Origin of the sequence: Sulfuricurvum sp. PD_MW2 (assembly GCF_002633015.1) — a bacterium.
GTDB lineage: Bacteria > Campylobacterota > Campylobacteria > Campylobacterales > Sulfurimonadaceae > Sulfuricurvum.
Window position 1 is genome coordinate 1 of the sequence record NZ_NSIU01000026.1, and the last position, 19,186, is coordinate 19,186.

Genomic DNA, 19,186 nt, shown 5'->3' on the forward strand with positions numbered 1-19,186 from the left:
TTTAGATCGATCAGCTCTGCTTTGGTGCTCTCTCGATTCAGGAAGCGGAAGAATGAGAGGAGGCCAGTCTGCGTTTGCGCCAGCGAAAACGTAATACTGCGGATCAAAATAATCCCTGTCGTGATTGCTGAGAAAATCATCATCACCGTCAAAACCAATGTCCATGCAAATGAAGTATGATAAAGATCATTGCCTCGCGCAGCTGCGTCATTTCCCCCTTTGACATTGAGTTCGACAAGTTTATTACACTCTTGGGAAGATTGATTGAACAAAGCCAACGATTCACCGTTCATCAAATCCATCGCTTCTTTTGTTTTTAGATCACGGCTCAAGGGAATCATTTGGTTGTGAATTACCGTATATCTTTCAAACTCTTTTGAAAAATTATCGTATAACGTCTGCTCTTCAACTGTAGAAATCAATGTTTCGTAGTGGGTACGATTTTTTTGTATCAAATCCAAAGCTTTTTGAATCTCTTTTTCTGCATTAGAGCGCTCAGAGGGAGTTTGTGCAATGATGTGATTTAATTCAGCCACACGTAACTCTAAAATATGGTTATGAAGTTCTTGCGCTATCGTAGCAGAAGGCATCCAATCGCTGGAGATTTCTGTAGAGATATCATTCATTTTATTCATTTGATACAGTGCCAAAAGTCCGACTACGACACCCATATATAAAATGAAACTAAATATGATCGTTAGTCTTCGCCCTATTCGCATATTATTAAATATACTTTTGATCCAACTCATCGAATACCCTTTTATACTATTTGTTTATCTAATCCAAGTATAAAATTATCATCGAATACTGTTGCAAAATAGTTGCAAAAACTGAATACCCATTCACAAATGTAGTTCAATCTACTAAAATGGCTCTTAATTGGCGATATTTATGGACGATTTTGTTAGCAATATACTCTATCTCTTCTAATGTCACGTTTCCGAATGAAAAGCTGATCGATTCACGTGCCTCTTCGATCGAGTATCCCATCGTTTGTAAAATACGAGAGGGTTGGGACAATCCCAGAGAACACAGTTCTCCATTGGTTAAATAGATACCTTCTAAAGCCAATGAGCGTATTAAATCTCTCGCATATATTCCATCAAAACGGATGTAACAACAATTTGACAATGTTGATAGCGGATTGATCATAAGGGTCATATTGGAACCAAGTGCCTCGGCAACACGTTTGATAAATTCATCTCTTAACATTTTTGTATCTTTAAATGATTCGCTAACAAAATTCAAATAAGAGCGGTAAAAATGCTCATAAACAGTGAGATCTATATAAGGAATCATATCCGAGTTCAAACTCTTTTCATGGGATAAAAAGACCCCGGAATGCTTGAAAGAACCTGTTTTGTATCCCCAGACGAATGCTGCATACACATCGGGAATCATTTCAAGTTTTAAAGCGTTGCTAATATCTAAAAGCAGATGCTTTCTATCAAAATATTGCGTTAGTTTTTCTATCGATTCTTTATAAAAAGTATCTTCATCCACCAGAGCGCATATCAAATAGGAAGCACCCTGCTCTTTTGCATGAGCCAAAGAGGATTCACGTAATCGGCCCTCTTTGTCTGCATCTATCCAAACAATACTGCGTCCTGACTTTTCCAATAAAATTCCGGCTTGATGTAAAAAATAGGGTAATTTTGAAGAAAACGCTATGGGTTCATTATCGGGGACGGACTGATCGATAAAAAAGCTTAATGAGGCCGGAGTAAAATCACAAAATTGCGCCTCAGTGTATCCGAATGCAGAAGCAAAAGAACGGTTCAAGGTCTGGAGCAGTTGGAGACTCTCGGCATCTCCGCTCCGTAAACGCAACCCTACCGAAGATGACTCAAACGGCCGGAAATTCGGTGCATGATTGACATCCAAGTAAAACGGTTGCTTAGGAGGCTGCACAACACACCTCTTTTAAGGTAGACGGAACAGAATCGGTTTTAACGACCGTATGAGCGGTTTCGACACGAGAAGAATGGGTATAGAGGTTCATTTTTCCTTCCCGTGCGAATCCGATGAGGGTGACTCCATGTAACTGTGCGGTTTTTATCCCAAGCCGTGTCGGAGCCGCTTTCGAAATTACAAGCGGAATACCGTGCATGACGCATTTGACAACCATTTCCATCGACAATCTGCCACTTACAATCAAAAAAGCATCTTGGGTATCGGCACGAGACAATCTAGCTTTTCCGATCACTTTATCAATGGCATTATGGCGGCCGACATCTTCAGCCTCGATAGCTTCACCGTGTTTTAGAACCAAGCGTGCTTTGTGAACACATCCGCTTTGGCGAAACAAAGCACTGCTGCCATAAAAACGATCCACCTCGTCAAAAAGCATCTCTACTCCGTAACTCACGGTAGAACGGTTAAAATCTTTGACTATTTTATCTTCTACATTTCCCGTTACACCCACACAGCACCCTGTTGTAAGTGTTTTTTCTTTGAAAAGGTTCTGAATATTGGCTTCATTAACTGTAGCATCGATATAAACCGATAAACCTTTATCGGAAATTCTTAAAGAATGGATATCATCAACATTAGAAATCACCCCTTCACTCATCAAAAATCCTACGATATGGGCATCCTGATCCTGTGCTATTCCCATAACCGAAAGGAGTTTTATCCCGTTTAGATAAAAATCTATACGTTCTTCGGCAATGATTTCATCCTCTTCAACCATAACGGAACCGTTACGATATACTTTTTCGATAATCAATTTTTTAAGAACTTCTTGTGACATGTTGCTACCCCATCATCAAAATAGCGGAGGAAAATCCTCCGCTTCAAACAAATAACGAACGTTATGCACGCCCTACCTTTTTCAAATCTTCCAAGACATCCGGAGCAACTTGTTCCAAATATTCTCGTGGATATGTACCGGTCCACAATCCTTTTAAATACCCTTTGACTGAAATCGCTGACGCGTAGACAAAGTCAAGGATAAAGAACATGATCAAAACACTGGCACCGAAGTGTAGATAAAGCAATACACGTCTAAATTGGATCACATCGGCATGCGTCAATGAACTTGGATGCAACGTAATAATCATTGCACCGCTGAAACAAAGCCCTGCCCCCATCACTGCATAGAAAAACCAGATAACCCGTTTAGAAGGTTTATAGCTTCCCGGCAAGAAATGGCGGAATGTAGAGTTGCTTCTCCACCCTTTCATATCTTTGGCAGCGATAATCGTAAAGATCAGCCAAACACCGATCCATGCCAAACCGGTCAATTCATGAAATTCTCTCAACAAACGTGGAAGATCTCCACCTTCTGAACGCAGACTCCATGTAATGTTGAATCCGGTCAAAACAAGTACCGAAATCATCCCGATATTGAGCCAAATAACAGCTCGTTGGAATGAAGTAAATACTTGAACCGTATCGTTTGGTTTGGTAATCGTCGGATTCACACGACCATTTTTGATATACAACAATACAAAAATCAAAATCTCTGCAAAGAATACATACCAAATAAACTCTTGTCGCTCATTGCTAGCGCGGATGATCTCCGGAGCAACCGTATTGTACGCCGGACCAAACGCCGCATTCATCATCTGCTGAAGCTCTGATGTGGGAGCACTCATTACACCGCTTGTGTCTCCGAGCATAGCATGCAATGTAAATTGGATCAAATATCCCCAATCCATAATCATCAAATATTTGACAAAAACGAATCCCACAAGTACAAGCCCAAGTGCCGTTAGGATGTAGGCTTTATTACATTCCCAAAAAGTTTTACTTTCCATTGTTGTATGCCTCCCATCCATATGGTTTCAACGATGTATTTTCACCACGTTTAGCAGTACGATACTCGTAAATTTTGTCCACTTCGGCAGCATCACCTGCAATCAGTGCTTTCGTTGCACACATCGATGCACACATTGGGATTTTCCCCTCTGCGATACGATTTTGCCCGTAATGTTCAAACTCTGTCTCACTGAGTGTTTCATCCGGTCCACCGGCACAAAAGGTACATTTATCCATAACCCCTTTGACACCGAATATCCCTTCATGACCAAACTGTGGAGCACCGAACGGACATGCATAAAGACAATAGCCGCATCCGATACATTTCTCTTTATCATGCAAAACGATCCCGTCTTTACGAATGTAAAAACAATCCGTAGGACATACTTTTTGACATGGCGCATCCGAACAATGCATACAAGCGACCGAAAGGGATTTTTGTTTCCCCTCGATCCCTTCATTGATCGTGATAACCCGTCGGCGGTTGACGCCGACAGGAATTTCATGCGCTTCTTTACACGCAACGACACATCCGTTACAATCAACGCATCGGTAATCATCACAATAAAATTTCATACGTGACATCTATCTATCCCCCTTACGCTTTTTCAATACGCGCAAGCGTACATTTAGTTTCAGGGCAAGATGTATTGATGTCATACCCGTAACTCGTGATCTGATTCGAGTTTTCTCCAAGAGCATACGGCGCTGTCCCTTTCGGATACTTATCTACGAGGCTTTTACCGCTCCATAGACCCGAAAAGTTCTGCGGCATGAAGATATCAGTTTCAGCAACGGAATAGCTGTATCGTGCTTTCACTTTAATCTTACCTTCACCAGTACCGTGTACCCAGATCATATCACCATCATCAATTCCCATTTTTTTAGCCAGTGTCGGATGAATGTGTGCATACATCTCTCCTGCCAACTCTGCCAAATATTTGGATGCACGAGTTTCCGTACCGGTACCCATATGCTCAACAATACGACCAGTGACCACATTCACAGGGAAATCTTCCACCCATTTTTGTTTTTTCTGTTCGCTCGCATAGCGGATATTGGCACGATAGTGATCTTTTTTATCCTCAAATGTCGGATATTTAGCCACCAAATCCTGACGGAAACTGTGAAGCGGTTCACGATGTTTAGGGGTTTGATCGGTCCATTCCCATACACGCGCTCTTGCTTTTCCATTTCCGTACGGACACAGTCCTGCTTCCAACGCTTTATTCACCAGAATATACGTATTATCGTTTTTCCAGTTTTTACCTTTGACTTTCTCTTTCTCTTCAGCACTGAGCGTAATACCAAGCGATTCGATATTATCCGCAGTTATCTCAAGATATCCGCCTTTGAACCGTGATCCTGCCGGTTGATTACCTGCAAGAAGCGTTTGTCCGTTTTTCTCAGCCACAACAACCGGTTTCCCATCTGGGCCTTTATCCATCCAACCGGCACGGAAACCCATACCGCCTTCCATAACGGAAATATCCGTTCGATACATAATCGGCGTACCAGGGTGTTTTTCACTCCAACACGGCCATGGAAGACCATAGTATTCTCCCTCTACAACACCGCTACCTTTGAGAGTAACAGGATCAAAGAGTGCCCAGTTTTCTTGCTGACGTTTCATACGCTCAGGAGTTACCCCTTGCAATCCGATCGTTTTGATCGAACGATTGTATTCACGTGTCGCATCTTCTGGCCATTCGTAGCTCGGTTTACCGTTTTTCAACGATCGAGTGTACTCTTCATAAAAACCGAGACGTTTCGCAAATTCAAATAAAATCTCATGGTCTTCTTTAGCTTCATAAAGCGGTTTTACCACTCTAGAGCGCCATTGATAACTACGATTTGTCGCGGCTACCGATCCTGATGTCTCTACTTGGCTTGCAGCCGGAAGCAAGAACATATTGTCAGTGCGATCTGTGATCACTGCGGCATCATTCACGTACGGATCGATAAAAACTACCAAATCGAGTTTGTCTAACGCTTCTTTCGTTTTGTGCGTCATCGTAATCGTTGAAATACCGTTTCCGATACAGATCAGCGCTTTGAGCGGAGTACCTGCATTATTCGTTGCATTCGCTTCATCGATAACACCCCATGGCCATGTGGAAAGAGAGAACCCTTTTTTCTCCATCATCTCTTTGGATTTAAAACGTTTTTGAAGCCATTCGTAATCCACTTGCCATTGTCCGGAATAGTATTTCCATGATCCCTCATTGATAGGGTAATATCCCGGCAAATTTTCAGACAAGTTTGCCATATCACTTGCGCCTTGAACATTATCATGCCCGCGAAGAATGTTACATCCTCCTCCGACTTTTCCAATGTTTCCGAGGAACATTTGCATAATCGGTCCCAAACGTGTATTGCTCGTTCCGATGGTATGTTGCGTCCAACCTTGGTTCCAGATCAAACAACCCGGTGAATTTGCTGTGAACAATTTCACAACTTCCAAGAATTTTTCTGCAGTACAACCACATACATTTGCAACTACTTCCGGCGTATATTGTTCTGCTTCTTCGACAATAGATTCCCAATCGAATACGCGATCGTTCAAATATTGTTTATCGTGCAAATCGTTTTTGACAATGTAACGGATCATCCCGTATAAAAATGCGATATCGGTTCCCGTTCGGATACGTGCATACAAATCCGCATGAGCAGATGTTTTCGTATAACGCGGATCGATTGAAATAATTTTTGCACCGTTCTCTTTCCCTTTTAGAATGTGCTGCATTCCGACAGGGTGATTGACTGCAGGATTCGCTCCCATAATCAAAATAACTTTTGAATTTTGCATATCTCCCAAATGGTTGGTCATACCGCCATACCCAAGTGTATTCGCCACACCGGCGACTGTAGGGCTATGTCAGATACGAGCCTGATGGTCAATATTATTCGTTCCCATAAACGCGGCAAATTTGCGAATATAGTACGATTGTTCATTGGAAACTTTTGCCGATCCGAGCAACATGATACTGTCAGGACCGAATTTCTTTTGAATAGCTTGGATTTGTGCACTGACAGAATCAAGCGCTTGATCCCAACCAATACGTTCCCAAGAACCGCCTTTTTTAACGGTTGGATAGCGTAAACGGTTGGTTGAACGTACTTTATCGATCAAATCCGCACCTTTACAGCAATGACCGCCTAGACTTACAGGATGCTCTTGAGCAACCTCTTGTCTAACCCATACACCGTCTTTTACTTCCGCAATAACACCACATCCGACCGAGCAGTGAGTACAAATAGTTTTCACTTTTTTCGAACCTGGATAAGCTTCTTTGAGCTGTTGCGATGTTGCTTTTACTACCGGTTCATCCGCTGAGCAAACAGCCATTGCACCGACCGAAGTGAGAGCACCCATTTTTAAAAATGAGCGACGCCCAATCTTCGAGTTCAACAATTCTGTTGAGTTTCTTGGACTCATTCGTTCTCCTTTGTTTCAATTTAGAGGGCAGATTTATAAAATTTGTCCCAATATTCCGTTTTTGAGTAGAGTGTTTCATCTTTGCGTGAATTCCCTACAGTGACTCCATCACCTTCGGTATGTTCACCTCGATCGCGACTGGGATGCGTCGCATTGATCAAGCCTAAGCTTCCCGCAGCAACAACGCCTCCGATCCCTAACCGTTTGAGAAAATCTCGTCGTCCGTTAGTGTCCATTGTTACCTCCTTTCTTAAGATAAATAGAATTCAAAATATGATTTTTCGAATGCGATAAAAAGCGCTAAAAACGCAGCGCAATCTTGATAAAAGTCCGCACGATGACTGTTAAACTGCGCATCGATGAATCCTCCGACATAAGGCTCGATAACCTCATGAAAAAGTCTTTTTTGCAGTTCACTGTGACCGTCTTGGAGCAAACGGGCTGAGAGTCCGAAGACGATACCAGCTTCATCTTCTCCGACACTCACGAAATCGGCTTTGATGTACTCGGCTTCATGCATAATCTCTTTGGTTACGATCGTCGGAACCCCGAGTTCCCGTTCGTCATGATAATACGACATGGAAGAGTTGATAAAATCACCAAAAGGGAGATTAAAGAGTACATTTGCCTCCCGTTCAACCGATTTTTGATCCGTAATAAGGGCTTTAACCATTCTCTCGGTATATTCATCGACCCCTTCAGCAAAGGGCGATTTACTGACTGCTTGCAGGACAGAAAGGATAGATTCAGAATCTTTTTCAATCCCTTCGTTACGATACAATGAGCCTAAAACGGTATAGATTGCAACTCTGGCTTCGACAAGTGATTCCATCTTAATACCCCTCTTTTGTTGCAGCGTTATCAAAATGTTGTTTGAGCATGAGTTTCGGTTTGCAATCTGCACAACAATAGAGCGTTTTAGTTTTTACTTCATCCCACATCAACGAAGCAAACATCCCTGCTACTTTATTGATAGCTTTTTGCGTAGCAAACGGTTTGCCGCATTCGATACAGCAAAACACATCATCTTTGGCAACTTCTGAAAATGTCATATAGGTTTCTTCTTCTCGGAAGCGTCCCGGAGCAAGAGTAATAGAGTGTTCCGGACAAATACTCTCACAGTGTCCGCACCCCGTACACAACATCGGATTAAGAGTTAAAGCTTTACTTTCCGGTTGCGCTTGAAAAGCACCGCTTTTACATACATAGGCACACCCCATACAAAGCGTACAGGTATCAGAAACATGCAAATCGTTAAAGAGAGATTGAGGCAATGTGTAAGAAGCATTGCTGTATCCCTTCAATGCATTCATCCCTTCGCTCACAGCCAAACGAAGCGGCAGATTGTCCAATCGGCGTTCAATCGGTGTGAACACTTTGGCATGGCGCGATGATGAAACGATATCACCAACAACATTTTCACCGAAACGTTCAAAAATACGATTGACATTGCAGATTGCACTTTGTGTAGATACCGGTAAAGTGCTCATATCTGGGAAATAGACTTCACCGCCCGATTTAAGGACAATCAAGGAAAGATAAAGCTCATTGATTAGCGTGTAATTCGGTACACTCAACACAACTGTTTCGCTGTAAATCGGTGTTGAAAGTTTCATCAAATCCGCATCGGTAGCGATAAGAACTCCGTAACCTTGCGTATTTTCCAATGCCGAGATCAATCCGGAAACATTAATATTGGTATTTTGGATAGCGCCGGATGGACATACAGAGACACAGGCTCCGCATGCCGTACAATCACTCATACGCAAGTGGATGGTTTTTGCAGTTGTATCTTCGACAAGGGCAGAATATTCGCAGCTATCAAGACATGCACGACAGGCAGGAGAATCCTTCCCTGCATAATCACATTGTCCTTCATTGAAAAGAAGTGTTTTTACAAAACTGTTTTTCTCGCTTCTTGCCTTTACCTGATCGGCGATACGAGAGATATTTCCATGAAATTCGATGGCATCGTATTTCAACCACTTATTGTTATTGCCGCAATATAAAATGGTGGATGCCGGATATTTCACAATCTCGTTATCACGAAGCGTATGTACTTGATATTCGCCGGCTCGTCCATCAATGCGAACCACTTTTGACGTATTCACGACTTTTACGTTAAACGCTTCGTCTAATGAACCGATCATACTATAGGTTCCATCATCCAGTACAACGATATCTGTAGTGTTTGTCAGGGGATACGAAAAATCCAACGCATTATCAAACAATGCATCATCAACCGTTTGTTGAATTTGGATTAATTTTTCTTTATTTGTATCAGAAGAATTCTCTAGTAAATACATACAAGCGTATGTCATAGCACTATAATCGGTCATAAAAATCCTTTGTCGTGTTCTACGATCAGATTTTTGCCAACTTGTAGTGATACAGCCTGTATCGTTTTGGGCAATAAGTAAACTTTTTTTTTACGTTTTGTAATTATTCTTTATTAAAGCTTAAAATTATATTAAAAATATTTATTTCAAAAACCTTTCGGATCAAGAAAAATATAAGCTAATTAAGTTAAAATATTTTTAACCTTTTATAGTTTTATGGAAAGTTTTGAGGGGTTAAGAAGGATATTGGCGAGAAGGTGAAGGAATTGAACCTTCCTTCGAACAGCCACCTGCCCGAACAATGGGTTTGAAGTCCATGGTGCCCACCAGGGTCACATACCTCCCATCTCGAAACACCATTCTAACCTATTAAAAGTTAAATATTTTTTAACTTAGAAACGGAGTATTGTTATGGAACCCAAAAATAGAACCCGTATTCCTCAACTGGGGAAATTTTTGGATCGAGCTGAATTTATCGGATTGAACCGTCAAAGCCTTACAGAAATTACACGTAAACTCTTTGAAGAGATTCGCAACGATACGATTACTCTCTCTCCAGACACCGATGAAAACCGATTGGTTCAACTCGTTTTATCCCGATTGGATTTTTTGTGTCAAGATTTGTTAGTACCGCTCATCAATGCAACTGGAATCGTTTTGCATACGAATCTCGGACGCAGCCCTATTGAAAAATCGATACTTGATGAAATGCAAGAAAGCATTGGAAACTATTGTAATCTCGAATTTGATATTACAAACGGTAAACGCGGAGAGCGGTATGGCCATTTAACGAAAAAACTCTCTTTTTTACTAGGGTGTGAAGACGCTATTGTTGTGAACAATAACGCCTCAGCCGTTTTTTTGATTCTCAATACGTTTGCATCGGGTAAAGAGACGATCGTCTCGCGGGGAGAATTGGTAGAAATCGGCGGTTCATTCAGAGTCCCGGATGTTATGCATGCGAGTGGAACACAACTCAAAGAAATAGGGACAACAAACAAAACAAAAGCCTCCGATTATCTCAACGCTATTACCCCTGAAACAGCCATTATGATGAAAGTTCATCGCTCTAATTTTTCTATTGTCGGTTTTACCCAAGAGGTACCGTTTGAAGAGTTGATACCATTAGCCCAATCCAAAAATATCATCGATTACTATGATGCTGGAAGTCTAAGTTTGTATGATGCCCCCTATCTAGGTGATGAGATCTCCGCTCGAAAACTTTTTGAGTTCGCTCCATCACTGGTAAGTTTTAGCGGAGACAAACTGCTGGGATCGGTACAAGCGGGTATTATTGCGGGTAAAAAAGAGCTTATTAAAAAAATCAAAAAAAATCAGCTCTTACGTATGCTTCGAGTCGATAAACTCACCATGGCCGTTCTCGAAAAAACGCTTACACGATACATCAAACATGGTCCAAATGCGATTAAAACCCACAAACTTTTAAGCAAATCTCTCAAATGCATGGAAACACAAAGCGATATTATCCTCTCGCATGTTACCCATAAACACAAGCTCTCTATCGGAAAGACCTCTACCTATGCAGGAGGAGGATCACTGCCGCAACATCAAATCGAGAGCCTCGCTTTAATCATCGACGATCATCCAAAAAATGCAGAAAATATGATCAAAAAGCTTCGTAATAACGGACTTATCGCCCGTATCGAAAAAGATCATGTCGTATTGGATATGCGCAGTATCGATGATGAAGAACTATTAAACGTCGCTTCAATCTTGAATACAGTATTTGAGGAACATCAATGAAAACAACGATTATCGGACTCGCAGGACATGTAGACCATGGAAAAACCTCACTTATCCGAGCATTAAATGGCTTTGATGGAGATCAAACCCGAGAAGAAAAACGTCGTGGATTAACCATGGATCTTAGCTTTACGCTGATGGACTATCAAGAAAAACGATTATTTCTCGTCGATGTACCGGGGCATGAAAAGTTTGTAAAACATTATTTGGCCGGTGTATTCGGATTTGATGTATTATTGTTGATTGTTGCAGCAAATGAAGGAGTTTGCAAACAAACCATCGAACATTTGGAACTGGCAAGACTTGCCGGAGTACGAAATATTGTTCTGGTTCTCACCAAATGTGATCTTGCCACCCCTTCTGAAGCAAGTCATATTGAAAAAGAGATTTCAAATTTGATCAATGCAATGGATTTAGAGATTTTGTTTTGTGTACACGTAGGGCAGCATGATCCAGCATCCTACGAAAGATTAAAACAAAAACTTTTCTCTTTTCAACTCCCTCATCGACCTGAAGAAGCCAATTTTAGATATTACATTGATCGCTGTTTCTCCAAAGACGGATACGGAACCGTCGTTACCGGAACCGTATTGGGCGGATCATTAAAAACAAAAGATAAAGTATATATCCCGCAACTCAAAACATCTGCAACCGTAAGAACGATCCATTCGGGATTACAACAAGTTTCTACGGCGCAGCCAAATGAGCGTATCGCATTGAATCTATCCGGTGTCAAATCACAAGATCTCAAACGAGGAGATATTTTGTGTACCCCGAATTTTCTTCGGGGGTTTTTAGCGATAGACGTTATGATCCGTCCTCTCAGCGGCATTGTGTTGAAACATCAAAGTGAAGTGACACTCTATATAGGCTCCGCACGCCACAACGTCATTCTAAAAATTATTTCAGAGCATGAGGGGTACGCTATTGGTATTTTTGAAAGTACAACACCCATTTATGCCATGTATCGGGAAAAATTCATTCTGCGTGACGCACAAGGGACCTTAGGGGGCGGCGAAGTGTTAAATCCGATCGCCGATCCGATGAAACGGAAGCAAAAAAGAGATTTTTTGGCTTTACTGCAGCAAAATCAACTCTCTAAAGCCTTTGAAATGTTGATGGAAATTCATAAAAAAGGGTTCGGTCTCATAGGAGCTTATCAGCGTTTCGGAATGGATCATGCCTCAGCGCTTGAACTGGCAAAAAGTGTCCAAAATTCCTATCTCGATCATGATCAAAAAGTGCTCTATCCCTCATCTACCATTGCCATCTTAAAAGAGTATATCCGAAGTATTTATCAAAAAAATAAACGCGCCCTGCTCTCTAAAAACTCCATCAATCTGAGATTTTCATGGGCATCAGTCAATCTCTGCCAAGAGGTACTCAATCAACTTGAAGCTGATAGTGAAATCGTTTTAAAAGAGGGGTTGTACAGAAGTATCGTTTGCGATATCGACGATCTATCGCACTACTTGGAAAACGCACTGTATAGTATGTTAGAAACCCAAGGATGGGCTCCTCAAGCTCCCTATACATTGTATGAAACTCTCGACTTAGATCGTTTCCACGGTGATAACTCTATGAAACGCTTATGCAGTTCCGGAAAAGTGATCCGATTGGCACACAACCTCTTTATCAGCGCACCTCATTTATCTCAAACAATGCACTATCTACGTGAACTGATCGATGCATACGGATACGTTGATATAGAATTGGCTAAAACACAAACAGGATTAAGTCGTAAATATCTCATCGCGTATCTTGAATATCTTGATCGCTTCGAAGACATCAAATCCGATGGTACGCGCCGATTATTAAAAGCGATATAGTTTAGGGAAGCACTGTAGCTCGATAGCCAGTTTTGGCTACCGCTTCTCTCAGGGCATTCAATGAGACCGTATCATCCGCACTCACTACAGCAAGTTGCTGGGCAAAATTGACCCGTGTGTGTTGCACACCCTCGACGCTATTAAGGGCTTTTTTCACCGCAACCGTACATGCAATGCAGTGCATGCCATCAATTTTGAGGCTAATTTGAGCACCGCAGAGAGATGTCCACACTCCAAGAACAACGATTACAAAAAATTTGACCATAACAGTTCCTCATACACCGGATATAACAGTATCATTAGGATCAATACAGATACACCTAAAAAAGCTTTGAATGATCTTTTTTTAGTACAACATTCGGTTGAGCACGTTTGTGGTTTAAATACTATCCAACCCGCAGCCGTTAACAAACCAACAGTCAAGATGCTAAAAGCCCATCGGTATTCAATGAGAGCATCCATCTCAGATAATCCGGCAAACGATATTCCAAAAATAATAAATAGAGTCGGAATCAGACAACATGACGCAGACAACACAGCGCTAATAAAAGCTCCAAATATCCATAACGCTTGTTGTTTCATCTTATATCCCTTGGACGGCAGAATGAAAGCTATATCGGAAATTTTTCGGATCATAACTTTCTATATATTCACCGTCAATCTCCCCATAAGGATAGTTAAACTGATCAAGTTTCCCTTGTGCATTTGCGGGAAAAAGATCAAAATCTCTCGCATAATTGAGTGCAATCCAATTTTTCTCCCAAAAACCGAAAAATTTCCCAGACAACTCTTTGACTCTTTCAGAATCAATAGACAGATTCTCTTTCAGTACCAATTTTGAAATATCCGCAGGATCACAAGGTATCCATCCCAATCCTTCGATGAAAAACTCAACCTTACAGTGCTGTGCACTCGTAACATTTTCCCCTGTTCCAAAAGCATTTGATAATCTCGACGCTCCAACACGCAATCCGACCACTTCACGGGCTGGAATCCCGGCAGAACGCATCATTGCAACACACAATGACGATATATCAAAACATTTTCCTCCCATTTTACCACTGCTGCCAAACTGCTTTATCATCTCGACAGGATATCCGATCCCGCAACCGCGAATATTTTCATCGCGATAGGTATTATGGACGATCCAATCATAAATTTTCCGTGCTTTTTCCAACGGCGCTTGAGTATTTCCGATAACCCGACGTGTAACCTTATCGATATAAGGGTCATGAGGAACATGCGCTGTCGGAAGCAAAAACTCTCTAACGTCTTTGTCTATCACACGAGTATGATTGATAGGGTAAAAAGAGGCTGTTCGATCTTGAACCGCAACCGATATCTCTATTTTAAGACGGCGAATGCGTTCAGAAGAATTCCATTTTACAAAATAATAACGCGCACCAAGCGTTTTGAAATAAAATTCTTCTCCCTTTCCATCGGATAATGTATAGGTCGTATCGATAACGCGCTGAAATCCTTCGATAGTGTTCGGCAGAGGAACCCAAAGGGAACATTGATCCCCTTTTTGGACAGAGAGATCAAACTCCATAGTCAGCACATAGGTTGTTCCCATTGTATTATCGGCATAAACAATGCTCTCTCCCAGTAAAACCATACTCATCGTACTGATACAACTGAAATGCAAGAAATTACGCCGATTCATACTTATTCTCCCAAAAGTCTCATATTTAGTAAATATTTTTTTTACTTTTTATTATTATCTTTACGAACTTAATACCAACTTATAAATTTCAAAAAAAATTTACCATCTATAAAGTAAACTATTTCTTTATTTTTATCCTTTATAAAAGCGTAATGATGCAAACACCGTTGATGAAAGTATCACTCCTAATAGGTCTCATTACCGTTGCCCTATTTTACTTATTTTCTCCGTTTGAACATGAAAGCAAAAAAGATATCGTATTTGGTTGCAGTGCTGCATTAACAGGCCCGTTACAGGAAAACGGTATTGACTATACTAATGGAATATTATGCGGATTTAAAGCGTTCAATGAAGCAGGCGGTATACACAACCGTCATATCAAATTGCGCGTTCTAAACGATCAATATGAACCGTTCATTACTGGGAAAAATATTGCTTCTTTGATGTTGGATCCTGATTTGTTCGGTATATTGGGTGTCGTCGGTACCCCTCCATCGGAAGAGGCATTAAAAATTACGGCTCGAACGCAAGTTCCGTTTTTAATGCCTCTCAGCGGAGCCGAGTTTTTATACAATTATCCCTATCATCATGTCTTTACACTCCGCCCAAGCTATGTCGATGAAGCGCGTGAAATGGTTCGCCATATGCAAGCGTTAAATATACGAAAAGTAGCTGTTTTTTACCAAAATGACAGCTACGGGCTTGCTTCATTATACGCATTGCAACAAGCCGTCCGTAAAACACCGATCAAAATCATTGCCGAGGGGGTATACAACCGAAACACCCTCTCAATCCATTATGCATTTAATGAAATTACTAAAGCTTCCCCCGAAGCGGTCATTATAGGCGGGGCATTAAAACCGACGGTAGAATTCATCAATAAAACGGCGAAGCATGATCCTAAACTCAAATTTTATACCTTTTCATTCGTGGGATATGAATCGCTAAACAAAGTATTATTATCTCTCCCGTTAAACAATGTATCAATGTATATGACACAGACGGTACCGTCCATGAATAAAAAACTTCCGCAGATTGCTACCTTTAAAAACCTCTACACTCGATACCATCCTGAACTGCAACCGACATCGATAGCTTTTGAAGGGTATCTTGCGTCTCAAGTCATTATCGAAGCTCTCAAAAAAAGTTCTCATATCTCTCGATCATCTTTTATGAAATCTCTTTCTACACTTGAATTTGAGCTTGTTGATAGACAAATGATACGCTACAGCGATACACAACATCGGGGATTGCGCAATGTGTATCTGCTCAAACTCAACTCCCCTTCCGAAGAAGTCGTAGATGAATAACCAATGCCGTTTTATAAACGTTTTTTATCATCTTTCACTCGGTACAAAAACACGGATATTAATTGCGGTAACTGCATTAGGTATTCTCATCATCGGATTTATTGCAACATTGACCCTTTATGGGATGAAAAACAGTTTTGATAGTTCTTTTCATCTTCGAACCCTCTCCATCGCGCGTCTGCAAACGATCAAAGATGTCCATACACTCAACATCCTCAATACCTATCGCGATATCATCGACAACCAAACCGATATTAAAAAAACCTACGAAGTGCTGGATATTCTTAAAAAAAATCTCGATTTGAGATGGAAAGAATACGCCTATGCACGAAAAGATATCAAAACCAATTTTTTTGATACGATGGATGAAACAATACTTTCCACATTCCTTTCACCCATCCCAAATACGACGATGATCACCGAAGAGGAGATTTACGGCAAAGCTGACCAGAATATTGACCGTTTGTTAACAACCATAGACACCGTAACGGCTCTTTATCGAGATCATCAGCGCCAACGAGCCGATACCCTCGTCAAAAATGAACTTTACCCTATTTTAGACACCACCAACATCTATTTGGAACAATTGACGGCATTTCATCTACAACGCGCAATCTATGAAAAGGAGAAAACAGACCGTTTATTCGGAGCAACATCATGGATTATATTCGTCATGATTTTTGTTGTTTTAGGGTTTTCTGTCTTTTTGGCTTATTTCATATTAGAACATATTAAGAATCTTCACCGCTCTTTGGAAGAGAGAGTTAAAGAAAAAACCAAAGAGCTTGTCGATCTCAACACCTCGTTGGAGTTACGTATCGCCCATGAGATTCGACAAAGCCGGTTAAAAGACGAAATGCTACACCAGCAGGCAAAACTAGCATCCATGGGAGAAATGCTCTCCAATATTGCCCATCAATGGCGCCAACCGCTCAATGCTCTAACAATTTTGATACAAACGTTTCGGCTCAAAAGCCGCAGCAATAAACTGACACCTGAATTTATCGATGCACAAGTCACTGAGGGGCTTCGCATCGCCACGACCATGTCCGATACGATCGAGAGTTTTCAAAACTATTTCAAGCCGAATAAACTCAAAACCATTTTCCCTCTCCTCGAGACCATACGTGAAACAGTGAATTTGATAGAGGGGATATTGCATAATGCCAATATCAACGTCGAGATCAATATTCAAAAAGAGATCATGATTTCGGGATACCCAAATGATTTCGCTCAAATCATCATCAATCTGCTCAATAATGCAAAAGACGCCCTGTTAAACTCCAACGAAAAGCTCAAAATCATCCGTATCCATATTACACATAAACCGGAAAAGTCATTGCTCATTATCCGCGTAATCGATAACGGCGGCGGGATTCCTCATACTGTTTTAAAAAGGATATTTGAGCCATATTTTACGACCAAACACAAATCGAGCGGAACAGGAATCGGTCTGTATATGACCCAAAAAATCATAGAGGATCAATTTCAGGGAAAAATTAGTGCCAGAAATATCAGATTGCTTTTCAAAGAAACTTACTATAATTGTGCATCTTTTAAACTGACTATTCCATTATTTGAAATTGAGAGCTAACGTATGAGCCATACACTTACCAAATACAATGTCCTTATTGTAGATGACGAATTGCCTATTTTAAACCAAATGTCGTATATACTGGAAGATTTTGTCGCCAATGTTTATACGGCGTCCGATGGACTCGAAGCTCTGGATATGCTCTCAAAACACAAAATAGATATCGTCATTACCGATTTGCTGATGCCGAATATGCACGGCATTACCTTGATATCCGAGATCAAAAAACGGAACCTGCCACTCGCTGCGATCATCATCACAACTGCCCATTCAGAAACCAATTATCTTCTCGATGCTATCAAATTGAGAGTTGATGGGTATCTGCTCAAACCGATTATGGCTGAAGAGATGCTTGATCTGATCGAAAAATCGATCGCACTCAAAGCAAAAGAAGACGAGCTATGGCTGAAAGATCGTATGTTAGAGGGAATCAGTACGTTTGTCGGAGGAAAAAAGATAGAGATCATACGCTATCTTTTCGAACATGTTGATGCAGAGGGTGTCTTTTATGGTTCATACGAAGATATCATGAGTGCACTCAACGTCAGCAAACCAACCGTCGTTTCAACTTTCAAGCAATTAATTGAAGTCGGAATCGTAACCAAACTCAAAAATAAAATTTACAAAGTCAATACCTCATCGCCTGCAGAACAAAAACACTCGGTCGAATCTTAAAAAAGATTCAACCACTCCATCGCTTTTTCGAGTTCATCGTATCCGTGTAACTCATAATCTCCTGTTCTTACCCACTTGGATAGCGCTTCCATCTCCATCATCTTTGTGATATCACTGCGCTCTTTGTCCATGCCCAACATAAATTCGATGAATTCATTCGTGTATGAAGCATTCGGGGTTATATTGGTGAAATTACAATGCGAATACCCTTTGCTTTTATAAAACGGCCGTAAAGACGGAGAGGTTAACCCCATCTCGATCATCCGCATCCATGTTGAAGTCGCCAAAGCGATCGCATCGTATTCATTGTTTTTGAGTTTTTCCAAAACATCGTATTCGCTGCGACCCGTATCGCCGTGTTTGCCCAAATCACTATCAACGCGATTCATCGTATAGTCTCGATTCGGCTCCAATCCCTGTTCTTTCAAATAGTATGCCGGCAAAATAAATGCCTGTGCGGAATCATAACTACCAAATCCGACACATTTATTTTTGAGGTCTTCGAGTGTATGTATATTGGCATCTTCATGGGCAATAAACATAGAGGTAAAATCAACGTCTGTATCTCTCATCAAAAGAGCCTCGGCAAACGGAGCACGTTTTTTCGTCCGTAGCCAAGCAACATTTGTATTCCATGCCAAATCTACCTTTTTATCCAGCAGTGCTTGGACTTGTGTCTCATAATTAGAAAACAATACATAATCAAGATCAAATTTTTTTTCTTTCGCATAATCACGAATGATCTCCCAAATCAAAACGACTTTAGGATCATACGCGACCACTCCTACCATTAATGTTGCCATAGTTA

The 19,186-nt window shown here is 41.0% G+C and carries 18 protein-coding genes and 1 tRNA gene; 5 read left to right on the forward strand and 14 right to left on the reverse strand.

The genetic code is table 11. The features are described 5' to 3' along the window. From CJD30_RS09925 to CJD30_RS09970, 10 genes are all read right to left on the reverse strand, one after another. Window positions 1-749, reverse strand: a 749-nt coding sequence (locus tag CJD30_RS09925; protein WP_294918664.1) for an MCP four helix bundle domain-containing protein, incomplete at its 3' end; no start/stop codon positions are given. A 106-nt stretch (window positions 750-855) separates the two neighbouring features. Beyond that, the gene (locus CJD30_RS09930; protein ID WP_294918666.1) at window positions 856-1,911 is read right to left on the reverse strand and encodes a hypothetical protein; all 1,056 of its coding nucleotides are present in this window, start codon (window positions 1,909-1,911) and stop codon (window positions 856-858) included. Beyond that, window positions 1,898-2,752: a formate dehydrogenase accessory sulfurtransferase FdhD gene (fdhD, locus tag CJD30_RS09935; protein WP_294918668.1), complete on the reverse strand. Its 855-nt coding sequence runs from the start codon at window positions 2,750-2,752 to the stop codon at window positions 1,898-1,900. Before fdhD ends, CJD30_RS09930 begins: the two co-directional genes overlap by 14 nt. A gap of 61 nt (window positions 2,753-2,813) precedes the next feature. Next, the gene (locus tag CJD30_RS09940; RefSeq protein WP_294918670.1) at window positions 2,814-3,761 is read right to left on the reverse strand and encodes a cytochrome b/b6 domain-containing protein; all 948 of its coding nucleotides are present in this window, start codon (window positions 3,759-3,761) and stop codon (window positions 2,814-2,816) included. Further along, window positions 3,751-4,347, reverse strand: coding sequence for a formate dehydrogenase FDH3 subunit beta (gene fdh3B, locus CJD30_RS09945; RefSeq protein ID WP_294918672.1), 597 nt, complete (start codon window positions 4,345-4,347; stop codon window positions 3,751-3,753). The genes CJD30_RS09940 and fdh3B overlap by 11 nt, the downstream gene beginning before the upstream one ends. Before the next feature lie 13 nt (window positions 4,348-4,360). Beyond that, a complete protein-coding gene (locus tag CJD30_RS09950; RefSeq protein WP_294918674.1) occupies window positions 4,361-7,201 on the reverse strand; it encodes a molybdopterin-dependent oxidoreductase in 2,841 nt (946 codons plus the stop codon). Between the two features lie 20 nt (window positions 7,202-7,221). Next, window positions 7,222-7,437, reverse strand: a complete 216-nt coding sequence (locus CJD30_RS09955) for a twin-arginine translocation signal domain-containing protein (RefSeq protein WP_294918676.1) — start codon at window positions 7,435-7,437, stop codon at window positions 7,222-7,224. Window positions 7,438-7,451: 14 nt separating this feature from the next. Beyond that, window positions 7,452-8,033 (reverse strand): molecular chaperone TorD family protein, encoded by a 582-nt coding sequence (locus tag CJD30_RS09960; RefSeq protein ID WP_294918677.1) that lies wholly within the window; start codon window positions 8,031-8,033, stop codon window positions 7,452-7,454. Window position 8,034: 1 nt separating this feature from the next. Next, window positions 8,035-9,540: a 4Fe-4S binding protein gene (locus CJD30_RS09965; RefSeq protein WP_294918678.1), complete on the reverse strand. Its 1,506-nt coding sequence runs from the start codon at window positions 9,538-9,540 to the stop codon at window positions 8,035-8,037. Window positions 9,541-9,787: 247 nt separating this feature from the next. After that, window positions 9,788-9,885: transfer RNA gene (locus CJD30_RS09970), tRNA-Sec, on the reverse strand. 66 nt (window positions 9,886-9,951) lie between these two features. On the opposite strand from CJD30_RS09970, the gene selA reads away from it, so the two are divergent. Together selA and selB are read left to right on the forward strand one after the other, a co-directional pair. Continuing rightward, on the forward strand, window positions 9,952-11,304 hold the full coding sequence (selA, locus tag CJD30_RS09975) for an L-seryl-tRNA(Sec) selenium transferase (protein WP_294918680.1): 1,353 nt from the start codon (window positions 9,952-9,954) through the stop codon (window positions 11,302-11,304). Next, the gene (selB, locus tag CJD30_RS09980; protein WP_294918681.1) at window positions 11,301-13,133 is read left to right on the forward strand and encodes a selenocysteine-specific translation elongation factor; all 1,833 of its coding nucleotides are present in this window, start codon (window positions 11,301-11,303) and stop codon (window positions 13,131-13,133) included. Before selA ends, selB begins: the two co-directional genes overlap by 4 nt. Before the next feature lies 1 nt (window position 13,134). Here the strand turns inward: selB and CJD30_RS09985 are convergent, their stop codons facing one another. The 3 genes from CJD30_RS09985 to CJD30_RS09995 are packed head-to-tail and all read right to left on the reverse strand — an operon-like array spanning window position 13,135 to window position 14,799. Next, window positions 13,135-13,398: a heavy metal-associated domain-containing protein gene (locus CJD30_RS09985; protein WP_294918683.1), complete on the reverse strand. Its 264-nt coding sequence runs from the start codon at window positions 13,396-13,398 to the stop codon at window positions 13,135-13,137. Next, a complete protein-coding gene (locus CJD30_RS09990; protein ID WP_294918685.1) occupies window positions 13,380-13,715 on the reverse strand; it encodes a mercuric transporter MerT family protein in 336 nt (111 codons plus the stop codon). The genes CJD30_RS09985 and CJD30_RS09990 overlap by 19 nt, the downstream gene beginning before the upstream one ends. Window position 13,716: 1 nt before the next feature. Next, complete coding sequence (locus tag CJD30_RS09995; RefSeq protein WP_294918687.1) at window positions 13,717-14,799, reverse strand: transglutaminase family protein; 1,083 nt, start codon at window positions 14,797-14,799, stop codon at window positions 13,717-13,719. A gap of 152 nt (window positions 14,800-14,951) precedes the next feature. Here CJD30_RS09995 and CJD30_RS10000 point away from each other — a divergent pair, with 152 nt between their 5' ends. The 3 genes from CJD30_RS10000 to CJD30_RS10010 are packed head-to-tail and all read left to right on the forward strand — an operon-like array spanning window position 14,952 to window position 18,378. Next, window positions 14,952-16,109: an ABC transporter substrate-binding protein gene (locus CJD30_RS10000; RefSeq protein WP_294918689.1), complete on the forward strand. Its 1,158-nt coding sequence runs from the start codon at window positions 14,952-14,954 to the stop codon at window positions 16,107-16,109. After that, on the forward strand, window positions 16,102-17,703 hold the full coding sequence (locus tag CJD30_RS10005; RefSeq protein WP_294918691.1) for a HAMP domain-containing sensor histidine kinase: 1,602 nt from the start codon (window positions 16,102-16,104) through the stop codon (window positions 17,701-17,703). Before CJD30_RS10000 ends, CJD30_RS10005 begins: the two co-directional genes overlap by 8 nt. A gap of 3 nt (window positions 17,704-17,706) precedes the next feature. Next, window positions 17,707-18,378 (forward strand): response regulator, encoded by a 672-nt coding sequence (locus CJD30_RS10010; protein ID WP_294918693.1) that lies wholly within the window; start codon window positions 17,707-17,709, stop codon window positions 18,376-18,378. On the opposite strand, the gene CJD30_RS10015 is transcribed toward CJD30_RS10010, so the two are convergent. Then, window positions 18,375-19,181 carry a PhnD/SsuA/transferrin family substrate-binding protein gene (locus CJD30_RS10015; protein WP_294918695.1) on the reverse strand — a complete coding sequence of 269 codons (807 nt, stop codon included), beginning with the start codon at window positions 19,179-19,181 and terminating at the stop codon, window positions 18,375-18,377. The genes CJD30_RS10010 and CJD30_RS10015 overlap by 4 nt on opposite strands. Window positions 19,182-19,186 lie beyond the last annotated feature (5 nt).

Bases quoted from the DNA above. Each gene is read 5' to 3' on its own strand.
- CJD30_RS09985 (WP_294918683.1), bottom strand. From the start codon at position 13,398: ATGGTCAAATTTTTTGTAATCGTTGTTCTTGGAGTGTGGACATCTCTC.
- CJD30_RS09960 (WP_294918677.1), bottom strand. From the start codon at position 8,033: ATGGAATCACTTGTCGAAGCCAGAGTTGCAATCTATACCGTTTTAGGC.
- fdh3B (WP_294918672.1), bottom strand. From the start codon at position 4,347: ATGTCACGTATGAAATTTTATTGTGATGATTACCGATGCGTTGATTGT.
- CJD30_RS09940 (WP_294918670.1), bottom strand. From the start codon at position 3,761: ATGGAAAGTAAAACTTTTTGGGAATGTAATAAAGCCTACATCCTAACG.
- CJD30_RS09995 (WP_294918687.1), bottom strand. From the start codon at position 14,799: ATGAATCGGCGTAATTTCTTGCATTTCAGTTGTATCAGTACGATGAGT.
- CJD30_RS09990 (WP_294918685.1), bottom strand. From the start codon at position 13,715: ATGAAACAACAAGCGTTATGGATATTTGGAGCTTTTATTAGCGCTGTG.
- CJD30_RS09955 (WP_294918676.1), bottom strand. From the start codon at position 7,437: ATGGACACTAACGGACGACGAGATTTTCTCAAACGGTTAGGGATCGGA.
- CJD30_RS09965 (WP_294918678.1), bottom strand. From the start codon at position 9,540: ATGACCGATTATAGTGCTATGACATACGCTTGTATGTATTTACTAGAG.
- fdhD (WP_294918668.1), bottom strand. From the start codon at position 2,752: ATGTCACAAGAAGTTCTTAAAAAATTGATTATCGAAAAAGTATATCGT.
- selB (WP_294918681.1), top strand. From the start codon at position 11,301: ATGAAAACAACGATTATCGGACTCGCAGGACATGTAGACCATGGAAAA.
- selA (WP_294918680.1), top strand. From the start codon at position 9,952: ATGGAACCCAAAAATAGAACCCGTATTCCTCAACTGGGGAAATTTTTG.
- CJD30_RS10015 (WP_294918695.1), bottom strand. From the start codon at position 19,181: ATGGCAACATTAATGGTAGGAGTGGTCGCGTATGATCCTAAAGTCGTT.
- CJD30_RS10000 (WP_294918689.1), top strand. From the start codon at position 14,952: ATGATGCAAACACCGTTGATGAAAGTATCACTCCTAATAGGTCTCATT.
- CJD30_RS10010 (WP_294918693.1), top strand. From the start codon at position 17,707: ATGAGCCATACACTTACCAAATACAATGTCCTTATTGTAGATGACGAA.
- CJD30_RS10005 (WP_294918691.1), top strand. From the start codon at position 16,102: ATGAATAACCAATGCCGTTTTATAAACGTTTTTTATCATCTTTCACTC.